The organism is Pseudoduganella sp. HUAS MS19 (assembly GCF_053615455.1).
Map to the genome: position 1 here is coordinate 4390336 of NZ_CM132133.1, position 16502 is coordinate 4406837.

A 16502-nucleotide genomic window follows, 5' to 3' on the forward strand; every position below is an offset into this window, starting at 1 on the left:
TGCGGCCACTGTCACCAGCGCACCTCGATCGGTGCGGGTCCTGCAAAGGTGATGCGGTTGCCGTCGATGGCGGTCAGGCGCACTCCCTTGTATTCATCGCCCGGATAGAGGCGCCGGCCGTCGCTGGTCACGATGCTGGCCTGGTTGCCTGTCACCAGTTGCTGGATCTGGAACGGCAGCAGCGTATCGGCACCACCCAGTTGCACGTCGATGGGAAATTCGATGTGGTTCGCTTTCACGAAATCGGCCAGGATGCGTCGGAAACGCAGGGTTTCCTCCTCGTCCAGCGCGCCCTTCATGCGCCAGGCGCCTTCATCGAGCTGCAAGTCGAAACGGCGCAGCATGTCCACGTCGGCCAGGCGCTTGCGAAAGGCCTGGGCCAGGGCCGCCGGCGGCGTCCTGGGGGCCTGCGGCGCTGCCGCCAGGACGGCCGGGAGGGCCGGAGCCGGCGGCAGCACCTGCGGCGGCGCCGGCCTGGCGCTAAATGCCAGCGAAGCGGCGCCTGCCAGCACAGTGCCGGCGGCCACAGGCACCCACATGGCGCGGCTGCGGCGCTTCCCGCGTTTTCCGGCCGACGGGGCGGGGTCCGGCTCTGCCGGCCGCGCGGGCCGGCCTGCGCCCGGGACTGCGCCATGCGCCGCCCCGCCAGCCATCGCTGCAGGCAAGGATGGCGGCTCCATCCACGGCGCCGCCGCATCGGCAACGCCGATCCAGACTGCACCGATACGCGCACTGCCGCCGGGCGCCAGGACATGCTCCTCCTGCTCCGCGTCCGGCGCCGCGCCGCGCACGCTTCCTTCCAGCGCCGCCAGCAGCCAGCGCTCGCCGTCATGGCGCAGCGTGGCGTGCCGGCCGGCCACCCCTGGGTCAAGCAAGACCACGTCCGCATCATCGCTGGCGCCGATCACGTAGTGTTCTGCGCCCAGCGGCAGGCTGGCGCCGCGATGCAGCCCGCTCAGGATCCGTAACTCCAGCCCGGATTGTTCGCCCATATCCTCACCTCCAAGATTCCCGGCGCCGGGATCGCGCCGCTACCATGTGTGGCAGGCGCGGGCCGCCCGGTTCCGCCGCTTATGCTTCGATCATGCCGACCGGCTGGATCCGCAGGTGCTGGGTCAGCTCGGAGAAGGCGAACACCGGCACCGAGAAGAATTCCTCCTCGATCAGCTTGCGCACGGAGCGGCGGATGTCCGCCGCCGTCACCAGTACCGGTGGCGCCACCGACGAGCTCACGCTGTGCGACAGCTCGCCCAGGCGGTCGAGGATCATCTGCTCGGTCTCGGGATCGATATCGAGATAGCTGCCCTGGCTGGTCTGGCGCATGGCGTTGCGCAGCAGGTCTTCCAGTTCCGGCGACAGCAGGATCACCTCGATCAGTCCGTTGCGCGCCACCTCGAAGCACAGTTGCCGCTTCAGGGCCAGCCGCACATAGTCCGCGATGACGTCCGGATCGCGCTCCTTGGGCGCCCAGTCCAGGGTCGTCTCCAGTAACAGGCGCGCATTGCGCAGGGAGACGCCCTCCCGCGTCAGCCGCTGCACCACCTCAGTCAGGCGCGGCAAGGTGAGCGTCTTGTTGACCTCCTTGCCCAGCTCGGGATAGCGCCGTTCCGCCCAGCGCGTGAAGCGGATCACTTCATTGACGCCGACGAACATCTGGCAGTTGCGCAGCATCTCGACTTCGATATCGGCGCCGCACACGGCTTCCCAGCGCTGGTACTGCACGCCCGCCTCGGCCAGCGCCGCTGCGTCCTCGATGCGCACCCAGGTGCGCCGGCGGCGCGAACCCGCAACCTGGGCTTCGACGGCCGTGAAGCCCAGTTCCTGCAAACGCCCCGCCGCCTCCTGGGTCGCGCCCCAGCCAAGTCGGATTTCCTCGTCGATCAGCGGCACCTCGGCCATCAGGAAATGGACACGCCCCTCGGGAATCGAATGGTGGTATTCGAACTCGATGGGTTTCAGGTCCGGAATGCCGCGCCGTTCCAGCATCCCGTTGCGCATGACGCGCACCGCAACGCGGATCGTCTCCGCTTCCGGCGTATCGCGCATCGCTTCAGGCATGCGCAGTATGAAGGGCGTGGTGGCCGAGAAATTGGTCAGGTCGACAATGCTGGCATTCTGCCGCTCCTTCTCTTGCGCCGCCCTTTCCTTTTCGGCATCGGCAAGGGGCTTGAGCATGCCCATCACGCCCGCCCCGCCCAGGCCCAGTGCCAGGACCAGGAAAACCATGGCCGGCATGCCGGGGATGGCGCTGAACAGCAGCATGATGGCCGCCGTGGTCAGCAAGGCCTTGGGCTCCTTGAACAGTTCTCCCACGATGTCCTGGCCGATATTGCTTTGTTCGCCCTCCGCGTCGTCGCCGCTGACGCGCGTGGTGATCATGCCGGCGCCAAGGGAAATCAGCAGTGCCGGGATCTGGGCGATCAGGGCGTCGCCGATGGTGAGGATGGAATACACCTGCATCGCCTGCGACGCCTCCATGCCCCGCTGCACGATGCCGATCGAGATACCGCCCACCAGGTTGATGGCCACGATGCAGATGCCGGCAATGGCGTCGCCCTTGACGAACTTCATGGCGCCGTCCATGGCGCCGTGCAACTGGCTTTCCTGTCCCAGCTTGGCGCGCTTTTCCTTGGCCTCCTCCGCTGTCAGGATGCCGGCCCGCAGGTCGCTGTCGATCGACATCTGCTTGCCCGGCATTGCATCGAGGGAGAAGCGGGCCGACACTTCGGACACGCGCTCGGAACCTTTGGTGATGACGATGAACTGCACCACCGTCAGGATCAGGAAGATCACCAGGCCGACCACCAGGTTGCCGCCCACCACGAAATTGCCGAAGGTCTCGACGATATGCCCGGCATCGGCTTCCAGCAGGATCAGGCGTGTGGTCGATACCGAAATCGCCAGCCGGAACAAGGTGGTCAGCAGCAGCACTGCCGGGAAGGTGGAGAACGCCGTCGGACCCGGCATGTACATGGCGACAATGACAATCAGTGCCGAAGCGCCCAGGCTGCAGGCGATCAGGATGTCCAGCAGCCAGACCGGCATCGGCAAGGCCAGCATGAAGACGATGCCGATCACCAGGCCGGCGGCGAGCAGCTCTGCGCGCCTGGCCACCCTGGCGGCAACTCCATTGAGGAACAAGACGAAAGCCATCGATTGCATGCTGTGTTTTCCTTATGCGCTCTGGCGCCGGGCGATCAGTTCCAGGCAGGGTTGGGCGCCGAATGCCTGGCGCAGTACGGCCAGGTCGGCCGGAAGGCCCAGTTCCGTGGCCGCGTAGCCGGCCAGCAGCAACAGGTTGCGTTCGCCGGGCCAGAGTTCCAGGCATGCGCTGGCCAGCGCATGCGCTTCATCATGCTGGCGCGCCCCGATGTGGCCCCAGACCAGGCCGATGGCGGCGCCCAACTCCTCCGCCATCGCCGCCTTAATGCTGCCCTTTCTCATCCTCGCCTCCTTCCGCCGTTTGCAGTGCGCGATCCGGTTCGGCGTCGCTGCGCCGCATCTGCTGCCAGCGCAGCCGAAGCTGCACTGCCGTTTCCACCACCTGGACGGCGCGCAAGGCAGGCCCCCGTGCCTCCAGTGGATGCCGCAGTGCCTGGTCGATCAGCATTTTTTGCAGGCCGCGCAGCGAAGGCAAGGGATTGCCGCGCCATACCGGATTGTCGAAACTGAGTTCCGGACCCACGGCCTGGGCCAGCATCGCCAGCTTCGGATCGGCACTGAGCACCGGCGGCGGCAGCGACAGCGCCTCCTCGGCGGGCAGCAGCAAGGGCCGCGATTTGACCGCCTGCAGCGAGGGCGCCAGGCTGTGGATCTCGCCGGCATCGGCCAGCGCTTGCAAGCCGAGGCTTGCGGCATCGTTCAGGCGTGTCTTGATCACCGCAGCAACTCCTCGGCCGCCAGCCATTGTTCGTCGTCCAGCCCGATTGCCTCGCTGTCGGTGCAACGGCGCACCAGGTACCAGCTGCCGTCGGCGAACAGCGCCGGCAGCCAGGCGCCGCGGCGCCGCAGCCCGGCCCCACGGCGGCGCAGCAGCGTTTCCCCCCGCAAGTGCTGCGCCTCCGGCGTGGTCGCGCCAAGCGCCAGCAGCACGCCGCTCTCCAGCGGATAGATCAACAACCGCCTGCCTCCGGCCAGCGCTGCCATGGCCACCGCATCGTGCAGCCGGGCCTGCGCCAGCAGCTGCGAGCAAACCGCGTTCAGGTCATCCCTCATTGCCTGCCCCCATGGCCGCGCAATTCGCCCTTGGCCCGTGCGGCGATGCTGTCGCGCCACTCCTGTTCGCGCCGCTCGACCTTGCTTGGCAGGAGCGGAAGTTCGAACTGCGCGGCCTGGGCCTGGCGCTGCAGCTCGTCCAGCAGCTCGCGCCGGGTCGCCAGCTTATCGGCCGCCCACAAGGTGGCAGGCAACGCTTCCATGGCGCTGCGCAGCAGCGACCATGCCTTGCCGCGCACCTCGGCACGCAGCGGCTTCACCTCGCCTAACTGGGCCATCAACGTTGCCGCCTTGGCCTTGCCCCAGCCGGTTTCCGCGGCTGTCAGCAATTGCACTGCCAGTTCCGCCACATCCGGCTGCGCCACCAGCGCCGCCTGGTCGGCCAGGTCGCGCCGCAGCGCTGCGGCGATATCGAATACCGACCTGACAACGGTGAAGGCCTTGGCATCGGACATCGTCAGCCAGTAGCGGCCCATGCTGCGTTCCGGGTTTCGCCGTATATCCGCTCCCATGCCGCCCCTCCCTTTAAAGTCCTGCCATCATGCGCGAACGCAGGCTTTCCATGGCCGACACGCAGTGCTCCGCGCCGAAATTGCGTATCAGCGCCTTGAGCATGGCCAATGGCGTCAATGGCACGTCCACGCGGCCCTTGGCTTTGCCGCCGATCAGGAAGCGCAGTTCCCGCGTCGTCGGCAACGCTTCCTCCGCCATGGATTCCATGGCGCTGTGTAATTCTTCGGTTTCCTGCAGCGTGTGCCGCAGGTCGCCCGGGCTGCGCTGCATCATGTCGCTCATCATCTCGTTGAGCGCGCCTTTCAGGGCCCGCTTCTTGTAGGCGCTCATGCCTTCCATCTGGTCCGCTTCGCGCAATGCCTCCAGCAAGGCGTTGTAGCTCTGCACCATGTCAAAGCGCTCGGTCAGCATGGCTTCCGCCGCGGCCCGTCCCTCCTGGCTGCTGTCTTCGCGCAGCATCTCCAGCGCGCGCTGGACGGGATGCCATTCGTCATGCGCTTCGTTCATATGGCCAGGGCCGCCCACCTGCGCTGCCTTGCCGGCCTGCTGGCTGCGCGTCCTGTCACGCAGCGAGCCGCGCGGCGCCGTCCTGACTGCCGCCGGGACCCGGCGCTGTTCCAGCGCCTTGCTCTGGAAGGCCAGTTCCTCCTTGACGCCGGCCTCGATATCGATCGCCTCGCGTGCCTTCAGGTCGACCGTCACGTGCGCCTGGCGCAGGTTGTGGGCTGTATTGGCCGCGGGCCTGGAAAGCTGCGCTTGCAGCTCCAGGGCGGCGGGGCTGATTGGGGAGTTCGATACGTTCTTCATGCGGCATCAGTGGCAGCGGCGGCCAGCGCGGTTCCGCAGCAAATCCTGCGAAACCGCGGCGCTTTCCTCAACTTTTTTCAAAGTCTCATCAATGTTCACGGAAGTACAACGGACCGCGATCCGGCTGCTATCTTTCAGCCTACACAAGCCGGGGCGCCCATTCCATAAGGCGCCCCGCCCGACGATGCAATCTAGCCCAGTGGGAGAACCTTATGTACCAAACCATGCTCGCTGCCACCGACATCCATAGCACCGGCCATGCCGTACCCGTTCCTGTCCTTGCCAGCGCCAACGTCTACAGCTTGCGCCCTGCGCCGGCCGCCGCGCCTGGCGGCATCGACCTGGTGCACCTGTACGAGAAGCACCGCACCCACCTGCTGCGCTTTGTGCAGCGCTACCTGGGCAACCCGGGCGATGCGGAAGACGTGGTACAGAACACGTTTGTGGAAGCGCTGCGTTGCGCCGACCAGTTCTCCGGCCTGTCCAAGCCTTCCACCTGGCTGTTTGGCATTGCCTTGAACCTGGCCCGTAACCAGGTGCGGCGCAACTGCGCCGACCGCTATGAGGAAACCGACGACAGCTTCCTGGAACAGATCGTCGACAGCCATGCCGATCCGGCCCTGATGTGCGAATTGCGCCAGATGGCGGGCCTGGTGGACAAACTGCTGGGCGAACTGCCGCCAGCGATCCGCAACACGTTCGAGGCGGTGCTCGATGGCGAGATGAGCTATGAAGAAGCAGCCCGCGATCTGGATATTCCGATCGGCACTGTCCGTTCGCGCGTGGCGCGGGTACGTGCCGCAGCCCGCCGCCAGTGCGGGCGCGAATGATGGTTCAGCAGGCCGGCGGCCGGTCCAGCGCCATGCTGGCATGCCAGGCCTGGGCCATGTCGGCCGTTTCCAGTATGGCATCCATCACGCTGCGCTCGTCCCCAAGGCGGGCCAGCGCAATCCTGCGCATGGCGATATGGCAGCCCTCATCGGCGTGCCACATGCAATCGAGGCCGTCGAAGCGCGAATCTCCCGCTTGCGGCGCGTAGCCGTCCTGGCCTAGCGCCGGCAGCCGCGCCGAGATGGTGAGGCAGCCGCCCCCGCTTGCCGCATCCACTGCGGTGCGCGTCAGGACGAGCCCGAACTGCAGCTCCAGCACGGGCGGCGACGCGGCATCCTGGCCGCACAATTCGCACAGCTCCGCCAGCAGCGCATTGGCCGCCCGGCTGGAACCATCGAACTCCTTGTTTTCTGGATGATCGGCTTGCACTGGCAAGTGCCCCATATCGTCGCGCACGCAGGCCGGATGCCGCCCTGGGCCCGACGCTGGCCCACGGCCGGCATATTCTAGCAGCCAGTCCCGGCCGGGTGCGCGCAACAGGGCCGCGAGTGCCGGCTACAGCATGCGCAGCGTGCGCCAGATCGGGAGGCGGAGCGCCAGGATCGCCGCCACCGTGCGCGGCAATCCTTCGCGCAGCTCGTGCAGCGCAGTTTCGGCGGGGCTGCCTGGGATACAGGTGGCGAAGTGGCCTTGCAACAGGATGGCTACGCGGCGGCTGATGTCCTGTGCGTCGGGCGGCTCCTCCGCCGGCGCCTGTGCCAGGCATTGGTAGACCAGGCGCTGCGCCAGGCCCGAATGCAGGCCGCCGCCCAATTGGGGCGAGGCAAGCGCCTGGTAATGGTCGCCATAGGCGGACTGCGCCGCGATTGCCTGGTTAAGCCGCCTGGCCGGCGCGGGGTCGACCGCGTCGCTGCCGATGAAAAAGATCGCCGCCTTGTCCGAGGCGGCCAGGCGCGCAGCCAGGCGTGCCACGGCCTGCACGCTGCAGCCTTCGTAGCCGGCCAGCTCGGTGAAGGTTTTCGCTCCTGTTGCCAGTGCATCGAGAATGCGCCACAGTGCCGCGCTATCGCTGCCGGCTGCGGCGTCCGGGGCCGGGCCGGTTTGCGCCACTGAAGTCAGGACCAGTCCCAGCCTGGCAAGCCAGCCGGCCTGGCGTTCGGCAGGCATGCTGCGGGCGCCGCGCACGTAGACGTCTTCCCGGAAGCTTGTATTGAGCAGGTAGTCGCGCATCGTTTCGCGCCAACGCGGATCGGCCGCGCCTTCAAGGAGCGCCCGCTGCTGCGCCGTCAGGTAATCCTCCCCGAAGGCGAGCGGCAAGTCCGCCGAACCGACGAAATCGAGGTCGGCGGCCGCCAGGCCGCCCGCCACGTCCGCATGGTAAAGCGGTTCCCAGCCGCTGTTCAGGTATTCGTGCGCCAGGTAGCCCGCCTTGTCCCGCGCCAGCGACGCCATGCGGTAATCCAGCTGCTTGCTGCCGTCGAAGAAGGCGGCGCCCGCTTCGGCCAGGCTGCGCGCAAGCTCGCGCGCCTGTTCCAGCTGCGCTACGCGCGGCACCGGATTGCAGTTCGCATGCTCAAGCAACAGGCGCTGCAGGGGCAAGATGCGGGTCCAGCCGGGCATGGCATTGTAGTTGACATAGACGATGCCGCCGGGCTTGAGGTAGCGGCCGATGAACTCCACCAGGCACTGCCGGTTGGCGGGAGTGATCCAGCTGTAGATGCCATACATGGTGATGTAGTCGAGCTGCGGCAGGTCCGCCTTGCCGGCGGCAAGGTCGGCGAAACTGCATTCGAGCACCGTCATGTTTTCCAGCTGCGCCTCGTCCGCCAACTGGCGGGCGCTTGCCACGTGGGCCGGGTTGAAATCGTTGGAGTAGAAGCGGCCGTGCGGATGGCTGGCCGCCAGGATGTTCGATGTCAGGCCCATGCCGGCACCCAGTTCGAAGTAGGTGAAAGGCCGGTCCGGCGGCACCGGTTCGACCCCATTCAGGATGCAGGCGATACTCAGGTGGCCAGGGCTTTGCTCGGCAAAATATGCCGCCGGATAGTCCAGGTCCGCCACGTAGCCGTCATTCCAGTCCATATTCACGCTCCCTGGTTGCAAATGAGCGCCTGGCCGGCATCGACCAGCAAGCCGGCCAGGCGCGCTACGTCAAGCATGTCCTTGCCTTGCAACGCGGGCAGGAGCGCCAGCTCGGCGAAGCTGCGCGGCCCGCCTGCCAGCGCGTCCAGCATGGCCCCGGAAAGCGCTGCATCCAGCGCTTGCGCCGGCGCTTTGCCGCGGGCCGGGGCCAGGTCAAGGTAGCATCCTGCCAGCCATTCCGCCTGGCGCATCGGATGCATGCGGCGCGCGCCCCTTACATAAATATCGCGACGGAATGCGGTGTCAAGCAGGACATCGCGCACCGTCTCGCGCAGTACCGGAATGCCCTGCGCGTCCAGCAGCGCACACTGCGCCGCCGGCAGGTGGCGGCGAGGATCGCTCCACCAAAGGTCGGCCGACGCCACGTATTCCAGCTTGGCGTCGGCCAGGGCGCGCGCGACGTCGGCGTGATACAGGGCCTCCCAGCCGCGCCGCGCGAATTCCCGGCAGCCCGGTGCGATGCCGGCCAGGCGCCTGCGCATGGCCGGCGTGTCGTTGTCGGCAAAGTACGCCGCAGCAGCGCCGCGCAGTTGCTCCACCTGGGCGGCCGCCTGCGCCAGCTGCTGCGCCGCGTCATCGCCATGCAACCGGGCCTGCTCACGCACCAGGCGTTGCAGGGGCAGGATGCTGCTGCAGCCGGGCAAAGCGTCATAGCCGGCATAGGCGATGCCGCCCGGCTTCAGGCAACGATCGAACAGCTCAACGGCCTGCTGCCGCTGCTGCCGGTCCAGCCAGCTGAATGGACAGGCCAGGATGATAAAGTCCATGGGCGGCAGGCCAGCGGCCTGCCCCGCAGCTGCACCAGCCACAAAGTAGCTGCCATGCGGATTGGCGCCTGCGGCGGCGGCCAAAGCGAGCTCCTGGCCGCAATCGAGCCCGAGGAAGCTGAACGGCCGGTCGAGCGGAACAGGTTCCACGCCGGCCAGGGCACAGGCGAAATTCAAGTGCTCCGGTCCGGGTTGCCACCACTGCTGGTCCATGTCTTGTTCTCCCGGCATTCAGCCTTTGCGGGACAGGCGCCGGATGCGGTGCCAGTTGAATCCCTCGTCTAGCGTGGCGCATTGCTGCTCACGCAGCGGCTCCCCGCGGACCACTTTCGCGTTCGCGTCCATAGTGAACTCCCTGTTGCTGCAAGCATGGATCAGGTGTAGAAGACGCGGTCGCGGCCGGCGTTGCGATAGTCCTTCATGCTCAGGCGGCCGTCATGCTCGCCATTGGTGGCCGACTCCAGTTCCTTGAACAGCGCGTAGTTGTTGGCCGCCATGCGCTGGGCCGCCTGCTGGACCTCCTCCGGCACCTGGATGGTCTTGCCATTCTTGTCGGTACAGTAGCCGGTGGCAGCCATCTGCCGGACTTGGTCGATCGTCAGGAAACGAATGCCATGTTCGGCCTGGAAGTGCTGCATGCTGCGGGTCGCCGCCGACGCCGAAGTCCAGTCTCCGCCAGGCCGCACTTCATCCGGATTCCTGATGTAGCGGTAGTCCGGACGGTCGCCGCTGCGGGCCTGGATGGTGCCATCCTTTACCGCCTCGGAGTAATCGCCCTGGCTCAGTTTGCCGTCATGCTCGCCATTGGTGGCCGATTCCAGCTGCTTGAACAGCTCGAAGTTGTTGGCCGCCATGCGCTGGGCGGCCTGTTGCACCTCTTCCGGCACCTGGCGGGTCTTGCCGGATTTGTCGGTGTAATAGCCGGTTTCGGCCATCTGGCGCAACTGGTCGATATCGAGCAGGCGGATATCGTTATCCTTCTGGAAGTCCCTGATGGTCCTGGCCGCATCGGCGCGCGACGGCAAGCCATCGAAGCCGCCTTCCAGCTCCAGGTCGAAACTGGCATCGCGCACAAAGCCGCTGCCTTTGCCGATTGAACCGTCCTTGACCGCTTCACGGAAGTCGCCGATGCTCAGCGAGCCGTCATGCTTGCCGTTGGTGGCGCTTTCCAGTTTCTTGAACAGCTCGAAGTTATTGGCCGCCATGGCGCGTGCCGCATCCTGCACTTCTTCCGGCACCTGGATGAACTTCCCGTTCTTGTCCTTGCAGTATCCCGTTTCGGCCATCTGCTGGATCTGGTCGATGGAAAGATGGCTGATGCCGTGCTCTTTCTGGAAATCGTTGATGGTCTTGGCCGCGCCATACTCGCTTGGACGGTTCGATGAAATATTGCCGTTCATGATGGCGTTCATGAAGTCCAGCAGCGAAATGCCGCGCATCGTCGGCGCATAGCCGGAACCGCCGTTGGGCGAAATGGTGCCATCCTCGACCGCATAGCGGTAGTCTTCCTGGCTCAGCTTCCCGTCATGTTCGCCGTTCTTGGCCGATTCCAGCTTCCGGTACAGCTCGCCGCCGTTGGCCATCAGCTTCTGGGCCGCCAGCTGCACATCTTCGGGCACCAGGCGGGTCTTGCCGTTCTTGTCGGTGAAATAGCCCGTTTCTGCCATCTGCCTTACCTGGTCGGGCGAGAGGTAGCGGATGCCGTTGTCCTTCTGGAAGGAGTTGATGGTCTTGGCGGCGCTGGACTCCGATGGCAGCTGGCTGCCGCCGTCGCCCGCGAACAGCATATTGCGGGCCGCGTTCTTCAGCCAGGCCGGCAGATCCAGTTCGTCGAGCACGTCGGCCAGCGTTTCAGGCGAACCCTGGCCGCGCGGCGAGCGGGCAAACAGGATGTCGCTCGATTCCGCGCCAAGCGGCGAAACCCCGGTTAGCACGGGGCGGAAGGCGCCCGGCGTGTCGTTGTCAAAAGTGGTGGTGATCGTCGTGGTGGTAGTGGTGATCGTGGCTGACATGCTGTTTCCTTGGTCGAGTAAGTGAATGCGCGCCTACACTGCCGACTGCGAAATTTCTTCCGCTTTCTTGATCAACTTCGTGAACACTGCCACGTTGTTGACATCGCTCCTTGCGGCAGCGACTTCCTCCAGCTGGCGGACATACTTCGCTTCGCTGGCGCGCGCTGACCGTATTCTTGAGTCGGACATGGGAAGCTCCTATTGCTGGTCGTTGATGGTCTTGGCCATCGCATTGAAGACCTTCAGCTTGGCCAGCGAAGTGCCCTGCTGCGAGACCCAGAGCTGGAATTCCATGGCTTCGGCCGCGCCCATCTGCGCGGCCTGCCCCAGCGGCATGGACTTGGTCTTTTCCATGGCCTGGCCCGGGCGCGCCTGCGATGGCGCGAACATGCTGTTCTGGTAGCTGCTCATAGTGTTCTCCTTCGATCGATGCAACAGAGGTGGAGCCTGACGGCTCCACCTCTTCTGGCTTAGATCAGGGACAAGGCGTTGTCCTGGCCAGCCTTCGCCAGCTTCAGCTTCGCGGCGTTGGCATTCACCGCCTCTTTTGCCGCGGCCGTAGCTTCCTGGTCAGCGATAGCGCCGCCTGCGCCAATCCACGATCCGATACCGGTCAGTCCAGACATGATTACCTCCTTGGTTGTGGTTGAAATTGCCGCCTTACGCATTGCGTTGCGACGGTAGCGATATGTGGAGGCCTGCGCGCCGGCAGTTCCATGCCGCCGATCCGATTTCCGGTTTGTGTCCCGCGTGGAACCGTTTGGCATAGAGCCGCTACCTATCGGTGCGTTATGTAATGGAACATGCGCAGGAATCCATCAACCATCAAAGGAGCAAATATGGGCGTTCAATTTTCCCCGGTCGGCGGCTTTAACTTCAGCGCGCAGGTAAGCGACATCTTCAAGGAAAGCCTGAAACACAAGACCAACGAAGACCTGATCAATATGCTGGGCAAGGACAACCTCAGCCCGGCCGCGCGCGACGCCATCAGCAAGGAACTGGAATCGCGCTTCAAGGCCAATCAGGCGGAGAAAAGCGGCGGCGGTGGCGGCGGCGAGGAGGAGGACGAGCTGCGCAAGCTGCTGAAGAAACTGCAGGAAGGCACCATTTCTTCGGAGGAGATGAAGAAGCTGGCCGGCATGCTGGGCGTGAACGTTGCCACGCTGGAGAAGATCAAGGGTAAGGGCCAGGAAGAAGCCGGAGCGGATATCACCGGCGGCTGACCCTGGTCCGCCTGGCGCTTGCGGCCTCCTGCGGCCGCAAGCGCTTCACTTAGATAATGTCGTCGGCCGGGTTGGGCGACTTCGCATCCTGGCCACCGCCCAGGACTTTGGCAGCGGTATTCACAACTTCAGGCAGAACGGCACGGCCGATAGCGGCAAGTACTGGCAGCATTTTTGACTCCTTTTCATGGTTGATATGGTGCAGGGCACCAGCGCCCCAAGCTAAGTGGCAACGAATGGCGCATACGTTCCATCGCCGTGCAACGGCGCTGCGGAACCAGCGCAGCCACCGCAGCCACCTATCGGCAGGCCTGGTGCCGGGCGCAAATGCGCGGCCCCTGTCAGCGCTTGCCGGCGTTCCCACATGAGACGAGCTTATGGACTTCGCAGAACAACAATCACAGGCAGCCTCCCTCTCGCCGCTGGCGCATGCCGGCCAACTCGCCTTCTGGCTCGATCTGAATCCCGACCTGACGATCAGTGCAGCGCCCCTGTCCAAGCCGGCGCCGACCGCCCTGCCCGGCCTGGGCGATGCCAGGCGCCACGCCGCGGACGCTATCGCCGAGGGCTATTTCCAGGCTGGCCCCATTATCCCGCGCAGCCATGCCGGCAAACTTGCGCAGGTGATCGGCGGCCTGGTGCAGCGCGGCATTCCGCCCATCTTCTGCATGGTCTACGATGCCTTCTGGCAGATGTTCGCGCCGCTCGATCCCGTGCTGCGCCAGCTGCTGGGCGAGCGCTACCAGATGATGCCCACCGATATCTGGGCCTGGCACGTAGCGCCGCAGGAAGAAGCCGCAGGCTGGGGGCCGCACCGCGACCTGCACCATCCGCAAGCGATCGGCGCCGATGGCCGCCCGCGGATACTCAATGTCTGGCTGCCGTTGACCGACGTCAGCCCGCTCAATGCCTGCATGTACGTTCTGCCCCAGAACCTGGACCGGAGCCTGGCGCCGGAAGGCGAACAGATCGAACTGGAACTGGGCGACTGGCAGAACATTCGGGCGCTGCCCGTTCCCGCCGGCGCACCTTTAGGCTGGAACACCCACGTGCTGCACTGGGGAGGCCGCAGCAGTACGCGGGCCAGGCAGCCGCGCATCAGCGTCGGCATCTATTTCCACAACCGCGATTGCGACCTGCACGAGATCAATCCCGATACCGCCCGCACCGGCTTTACTTCGCTCGACTTCGGCCCCGGCCTGCAATTGCCGTTCGAGGCGCGCCTGCAGGCGATTGCCGGCGCGATCTATATGTACAACCGCCGCATTCCAGGCGACTTTCCCGACACCTGGGAGCACATTTTCCAGTTCGCCCGCCAGTATCGGCGCAATTGAAGTCCTAGCGCCGGTACTTCTTCAGCAGCGTCTTGAGGCGTGCGCGCCCGTGGACGCCGTACCAGGTCCAGATCGCTTCCGACGCCTCGCGGTTGTTCTCGTAATAGCCGCGGTTCAGCGCCAGCCAGGAATTGATGACCAGCAGCGGCTTGCGCAGGCGGACGAACTGCTTGCCGTAGCGCGCTGCCACCGGTGCATCCATATCTTCCGGCATCGACAGCGAGATGGCGAATCCGTCGATGCGTCCCAGTCTGAGTTTCTCGAAATTGAGGTCGGGATTGGCGGCGCCGGCATCGACCTCCACTCCCGCGCTTTGCAGGTACCTGATGTGCGGCGCCCCTTGCGAGACGCCTATGACGCGCCCGCGCATGGCGGCCGCGGGGTCGGCGTCGGGCGCCAGGCGGTCGCGCGCGCGCACGAAGACCACGACATAGAGCGGCATGGCACGCGCCGCATCGAGCCTGCCTTGCCTGTCGCGCGGATAGACCACATTGGGCAGTTCGCCCACAACCTGCGGGTCGAACAGGGACATGGCGTCGATCGCGCCTTCATCCAGGCTTTTGTGCAGCCGCGCCGGCGGCAACCGTACCATCCGCACAGGGCAATGTGCGCTGGCGCCCGCATCGCGTGCCAGTTCGGCCAGCGCGCCTGGCGGCTCCGGCGCCTGCGCTCCCGAGCCGGCGTAATACGGCGGAACCGCCTTGTCCGTATAGCCGTAGCGAAGCGGCTGGCAAGCGCCCGCCGCCTGCCCCGCGAGCAGAAAGCTTATCAGGATGGATAACAAGGGCCAGGCACGCATCGGACATCGGGATTGCTTGAACAATGCCAGTATAGCGTTCAAGCCTTCCCGATGGGCTGCCTGACCGGCGGTCTATTCTCGGGAGAGAAGTGGCTGTACCAGGCGACATGGTCGACAGTCGCATCCCACGCTGTGTCGGCTGCGGCGCGCAACTGGGCGCGGCCGCCGGCCGGCGCGAACGATGCGATGAGGCTACGACGGGCGTACGAGCCGGGAGTTCGCCTTTTCAGCCCGTTCCCGGATCACGCAGCCTTGCGCATGGTCATTGACCAGGCCCATGGCCTGCATGAACGCATAAACGGTGGTTGGCCCGACAAACTTCCAGCCAAGCTTTTTCAGGGCTTTGGACAGGGCTATCGCTTCCGCCGAGGTGGATACCGTCTGCGCTGCCGCAGCCGCCTGCGGTGCCGGCTCGAACTTCCAGACGAATCGGGCCAATGACCCTTCGCTTGCGATCAGCTCTTTGGCGCGCCGTGCGTTATTGATGACCGCTTCAATCTTGCCGCGATGGCGGACAATGCCTTCGTCCTGCAGCAGGCGTTCAACGTCGCGCTCCGTGAAGCGCGCAACGCGGCCAATATCGAAGTTATGGAAAGCGCGCCGGAAGTTCTCGCGCTTTGCCAGGATGGTCCGCCAGCTCAATCCGGACTGGAATCCCTCCAGGCAGATTTTCTCGAACAGGCGCGTGTCATCGACCACCGGAAAGCCCCATTCGGTGTCGTGGTAATGCAGGAATTCCGGCGCGGCGCCGCACCAACGGCATCGCGCGCCGCCATCTGGACCGGCAAAAAGTTCGCTCACCTCGCTCCTCCCTTCGGATCGTTGATTAGGACACCTGTCCTAATCAAATGTTAGGACGTGCGCGGCAACATTGTCAAGCCTTTACTCCAGCCATGATTTATTGGGCAGGCGGTGTTATGCTCAGCCGATCACTATGTTGAGACGCCCAATGAAAATTCTGGCCGACGCTATCGCGCAATGGACCGCGAACCAGGAAGATTATCAATCCCCTATCGCCAATTTGTACCTGTACCGGCGCAATGAGCCGACCACGCCGAACGTCTGCCTGGTGGAGCCCAGCATCGTGATGGTCGCGCAAGGCGCCAAGCAGTTGGTCATTGGCGACCAGTGCTACCGATATGATGCGCAGCGCTTCATGGTGACCGCCCTGAACCTCCCCGGCAGCTCCCAGGTTCTGGAAGCGAGTCCGCAGCAGCCCTGCCTCGGGCTGGTCTACAAGCTCGACCTGCGCACCATCGCTGAACTGTCGACACAAAGCACCCTGCCGGCGCCGGCCGACATTTCACACCAGGGCGTGGCGGCCATCGGCAGCCTGACGCCTGCGCTGGCCGATCCTTTCAGGCGCCTGATCGCGTTGCTGAACGAGCCGGAAGCCCTGCCCGTGCTGGCCCCGCTGGTCGAACGCGAGATCCACTACCGGCTGCTGCTTAGCGACCAGTCCGCGCGCCTGCGCCAAATTGCCTCCGTCGGCAGCCAGAGCTTTCGCATCGCGCGCGCGCTCGACTGGCTGCGCCTTCACTACGCCCAGCCGCTGCGCCTCGACGAACTGGCGGCACACGCCAAAATGAGCACATCCAACCTGCACCTGCACTTCCGCCAGTTGACTGCGATGAGTCCCTTGCAGTACCAGAAATGGCTGCGCCTGAATGAGGCGCGGCGCCTGATGCTCAACGAGCACCTGGACGCGGCCAGCGCGGCGTTCAGGGTGGGCTATGAAAGCCCTTCGCAGTTCAGCCGCGAATACAGCCGCCTGTTCGGCGCGCCGCCCAGGCGCGACGTCGACAGCATGCGACGCGAAGCCGCAGCCGCCTGACACGCCAAAGAGGATCAGGCAAGAA

Annotated in this window: 21 protein-coding genes; 4 read left to right on the forward strand and 17 right to left on the reverse strand. The window is 65.2% G+C overall.

The features are described from left to right. Positions 1-11: 11 nt before the first annotated feature. From ACWBU6_RS19790 to ACWBU6_RS19820, 7 genes are all read right to left on the reverse strand, one after another. Complete coding sequence (locus ACWBU6_RS19790) at positions 12-992, reverse strand: FHA domain-containing protein (RefSeq protein ID WP_452645104.1); 981 nt, start codon at positions 990-992, stop codon at positions 12-14. A gap of 79 nt (positions 993-1071) precedes the next feature. Then, on the reverse strand, positions 1072-3162 hold the full coding sequence (gene sctV / locus ACWBU6_RS19795; protein ID WP_452645105.1) for a type III secretion system export apparatus subunit SctV: 2091 nt from the start codon (positions 3160-3162) through the stop codon (positions 1072-1074). A gap of 12 nt (positions 3163-3174) precedes the next feature. After that, a complete protein-coding gene (locus ACWBU6_RS19800) occupies positions 3175-3444 on the reverse strand; it encodes a hypothetical protein (protein ID WP_452645106.1) in 270 nt (89 codons plus the stop codon). Beyond that, on the reverse strand, positions 3425-3880 hold the full coding sequence (locus tag ACWBU6_RS19805; protein ID WP_452645107.1) for a hypothetical protein: 456 nt from the start codon (positions 3878-3880) through the stop codon (positions 3425-3427). Before ACWBU6_RS19805 ends, ACWBU6_RS19800 begins: the two co-directional genes overlap by 20 nt. Further along, positions 3877-4215, reverse strand: coding sequence for a hypothetical protein (locus ACWBU6_RS19810; RefSeq protein WP_452645108.1), 339 nt, complete (start codon positions 4213-4215; stop codon positions 3877-3879). The genes ACWBU6_RS19805 and ACWBU6_RS19810 overlap by 4 nt, the downstream gene beginning before the upstream one ends. Next, the gene (locus ACWBU6_RS19815) at positions 4212-4727 is read right to left on the reverse strand and encodes a hypothetical protein (protein WP_452645109.1); all 516 of its coding nucleotides are present in this window, start codon (positions 4725-4727) and stop codon (positions 4212-4214) included. Before ACWBU6_RS19815 ends, ACWBU6_RS19810 begins: the two co-directional genes overlap by 4 nt. A gap of 13 nt (positions 4728-4740) precedes the next feature. Beyond that, a complete protein-coding gene (locus ACWBU6_RS19820) occupies positions 4741-5535 on the reverse strand; it encodes a hypothetical protein (RefSeq protein ID WP_452645110.1) in 795 nt (264 codons plus the stop codon). Positions 5536-5747: 212 nt separating this feature from the next. Here ACWBU6_RS19820 and ACWBU6_RS19825 point away from each other — a divergent pair, with 212 nt between their 5' ends. Beyond that, positions 5748-6365 (forward strand): RNA polymerase sigma factor, encoded by a 618-nt coding sequence (locus tag ACWBU6_RS19825; RefSeq protein WP_452645111.1) that lies wholly within the window; start codon positions 5748-5750, stop codon positions 6363-6365. Between the two features lie 4 nt (positions 6366-6369). Here the strand turns inward: ACWBU6_RS19825 and ACWBU6_RS19830 are convergent, their stop codons facing one another. The 7 genes from ACWBU6_RS19830 to ACWBU6_RS19860 all read right to left on the reverse strand — a co-directional run bounded on the left by ACWBU6_RS19830 (position 6370) and on the right by ACWBU6_RS19860 (position 11913). Next, a complete protein-coding gene (locus ACWBU6_RS19830) occupies positions 6370-6810 on the reverse strand; it encodes a hypothetical protein (RefSeq protein ID WP_452645112.1) in 441 nt (146 codons plus the stop codon). A gap of 111 nt (positions 6811-6921) precedes the next feature. Next, the gene (locus ACWBU6_RS19835; protein WP_452645113.1) at positions 6922-8448 is read right to left on the reverse strand and encodes a class I SAM-dependent methyltransferase; all 1527 of its coding nucleotides are present in this window, start codon (positions 8446-8448) and stop codon (positions 6922-6924) included. A 2-nt stretch (positions 8449-8450) separates the two neighbouring features. Further along, the gene (locus ACWBU6_RS19840; protein ID WP_452645114.1) at positions 8451-9506 is read right to left on the reverse strand and encodes a methyltransferase regulatory domain-containing protein; all 1056 of its coding nucleotides are present in this window, start codon (positions 9504-9506) and stop codon (positions 8451-8453) included. Positions 9507-9649: 143 nt separating this feature from the next. Continuing rightward, entirely contained in the window at positions 9650-11287 is a 1638-nt protein-coding gene (locus ACWBU6_RS19845; RefSeq protein ID WP_452645115.1) for a hypothetical protein, read from the reverse strand. A gap of 33 nt (positions 11288-11320) precedes the next feature. Beyond that, positions 11321-11476, reverse strand: a complete 156-nt coding sequence (locus tag ACWBU6_RS19850) for a hypothetical protein (RefSeq protein ID WP_452645116.1) — start codon at positions 11474-11476, stop codon at positions 11321-11323. 9 nt (positions 11477-11485) lie between these two features. Beyond that, positions 11486-11698, reverse strand: coding sequence for a hypothetical protein (locus ACWBU6_RS19855; RefSeq protein WP_055927531.1), 213 nt, complete (start codon positions 11696-11698; stop codon positions 11486-11488). A gap of 59 nt (positions 11699-11757) precedes the next feature. Further along, complete coding sequence (locus ACWBU6_RS19860; RefSeq protein ID WP_170860350.1) at positions 11758-11913, reverse strand: hypothetical protein; 156 nt, start codon at positions 11911-11913, stop codon at positions 11758-11760. Between the two features lie 213 nt (positions 11914-12126). Here ACWBU6_RS19860 and ACWBU6_RS19865 point away from each other — a divergent pair, with 213 nt between their 5' ends. Further along, positions 12127-12510 (forward strand): hypothetical protein, encoded by a 384-nt coding sequence (locus ACWBU6_RS19865; RefSeq protein ID WP_452645117.1) that lies wholly within the window; start codon positions 12127-12129, stop codon positions 12508-12510. 49 nt (positions 12511-12559) lie between these two features. Here ACWBU6_RS19865 and ACWBU6_RS19870 read toward each other — a convergent pair whose 3' ends face one another. Then, positions 12560-12682 carry a hypothetical protein gene (locus ACWBU6_RS19870; protein ID WP_452645118.1) on the reverse strand — a complete coding sequence of 41 codons (123 nt, stop codon included), beginning with the start codon at positions 12680-12682 and terminating at the stop codon, positions 12560-12562. A 205-nt stretch (positions 12683-12887) separates the two neighbouring features. On the opposite strand from ACWBU6_RS19870, the gene ACWBU6_RS19875 reads away from it, so the two are divergent. Then, complete coding sequence (locus tag ACWBU6_RS19875) at positions 12888-13844, forward strand: phytanoyl-CoA dioxygenase family protein (RefSeq protein WP_452645119.1); 957 nt, start codon at positions 12888-12890, stop codon at positions 13842-13844. A 4-nt stretch (positions 13845-13848) separates the two neighbouring features. Here ACWBU6_RS19875 and ACWBU6_RS19880 read toward each other — a convergent pair whose 3' ends face one another. Both ACWBU6_RS19880 and ACWBU6_RS19885 read right to left on the reverse strand, forming a co-directional pair. After that, positions 13849-14643 (reverse strand): hypothetical protein, encoded by a 795-nt coding sequence (locus ACWBU6_RS19880; protein ID WP_452645120.1) that lies wholly within the window; start codon positions 14641-14643, stop codon positions 13849-13851. Positions 14644-14835: 192 nt separating this feature from the next. Then, positions 14836-15444: a DNA-3-methyladenine glycosylase I gene (locus tag ACWBU6_RS19885; RefSeq protein ID WP_452645121.1), complete on the reverse strand. Its 609-nt coding sequence runs from the start codon at positions 15442-15444 to the stop codon at positions 14836-14838. Between the two features lie 148 nt (positions 15445-15592). On the opposite strand from ACWBU6_RS19885, the gene ACWBU6_RS19890 reads away from it, so the two are divergent. After that, on the forward strand, positions 15593-16477 hold the full coding sequence (locus tag ACWBU6_RS19890) for an AraC family transcriptional regulator N-terminal domain-containing protein (RefSeq protein WP_452645122.1): 885 nt from the start codon (positions 15593-15595) through the stop codon (positions 16475-16477). The last annotated feature ends 25 nt before the right edge of the window (positions 16478-16502 follow it).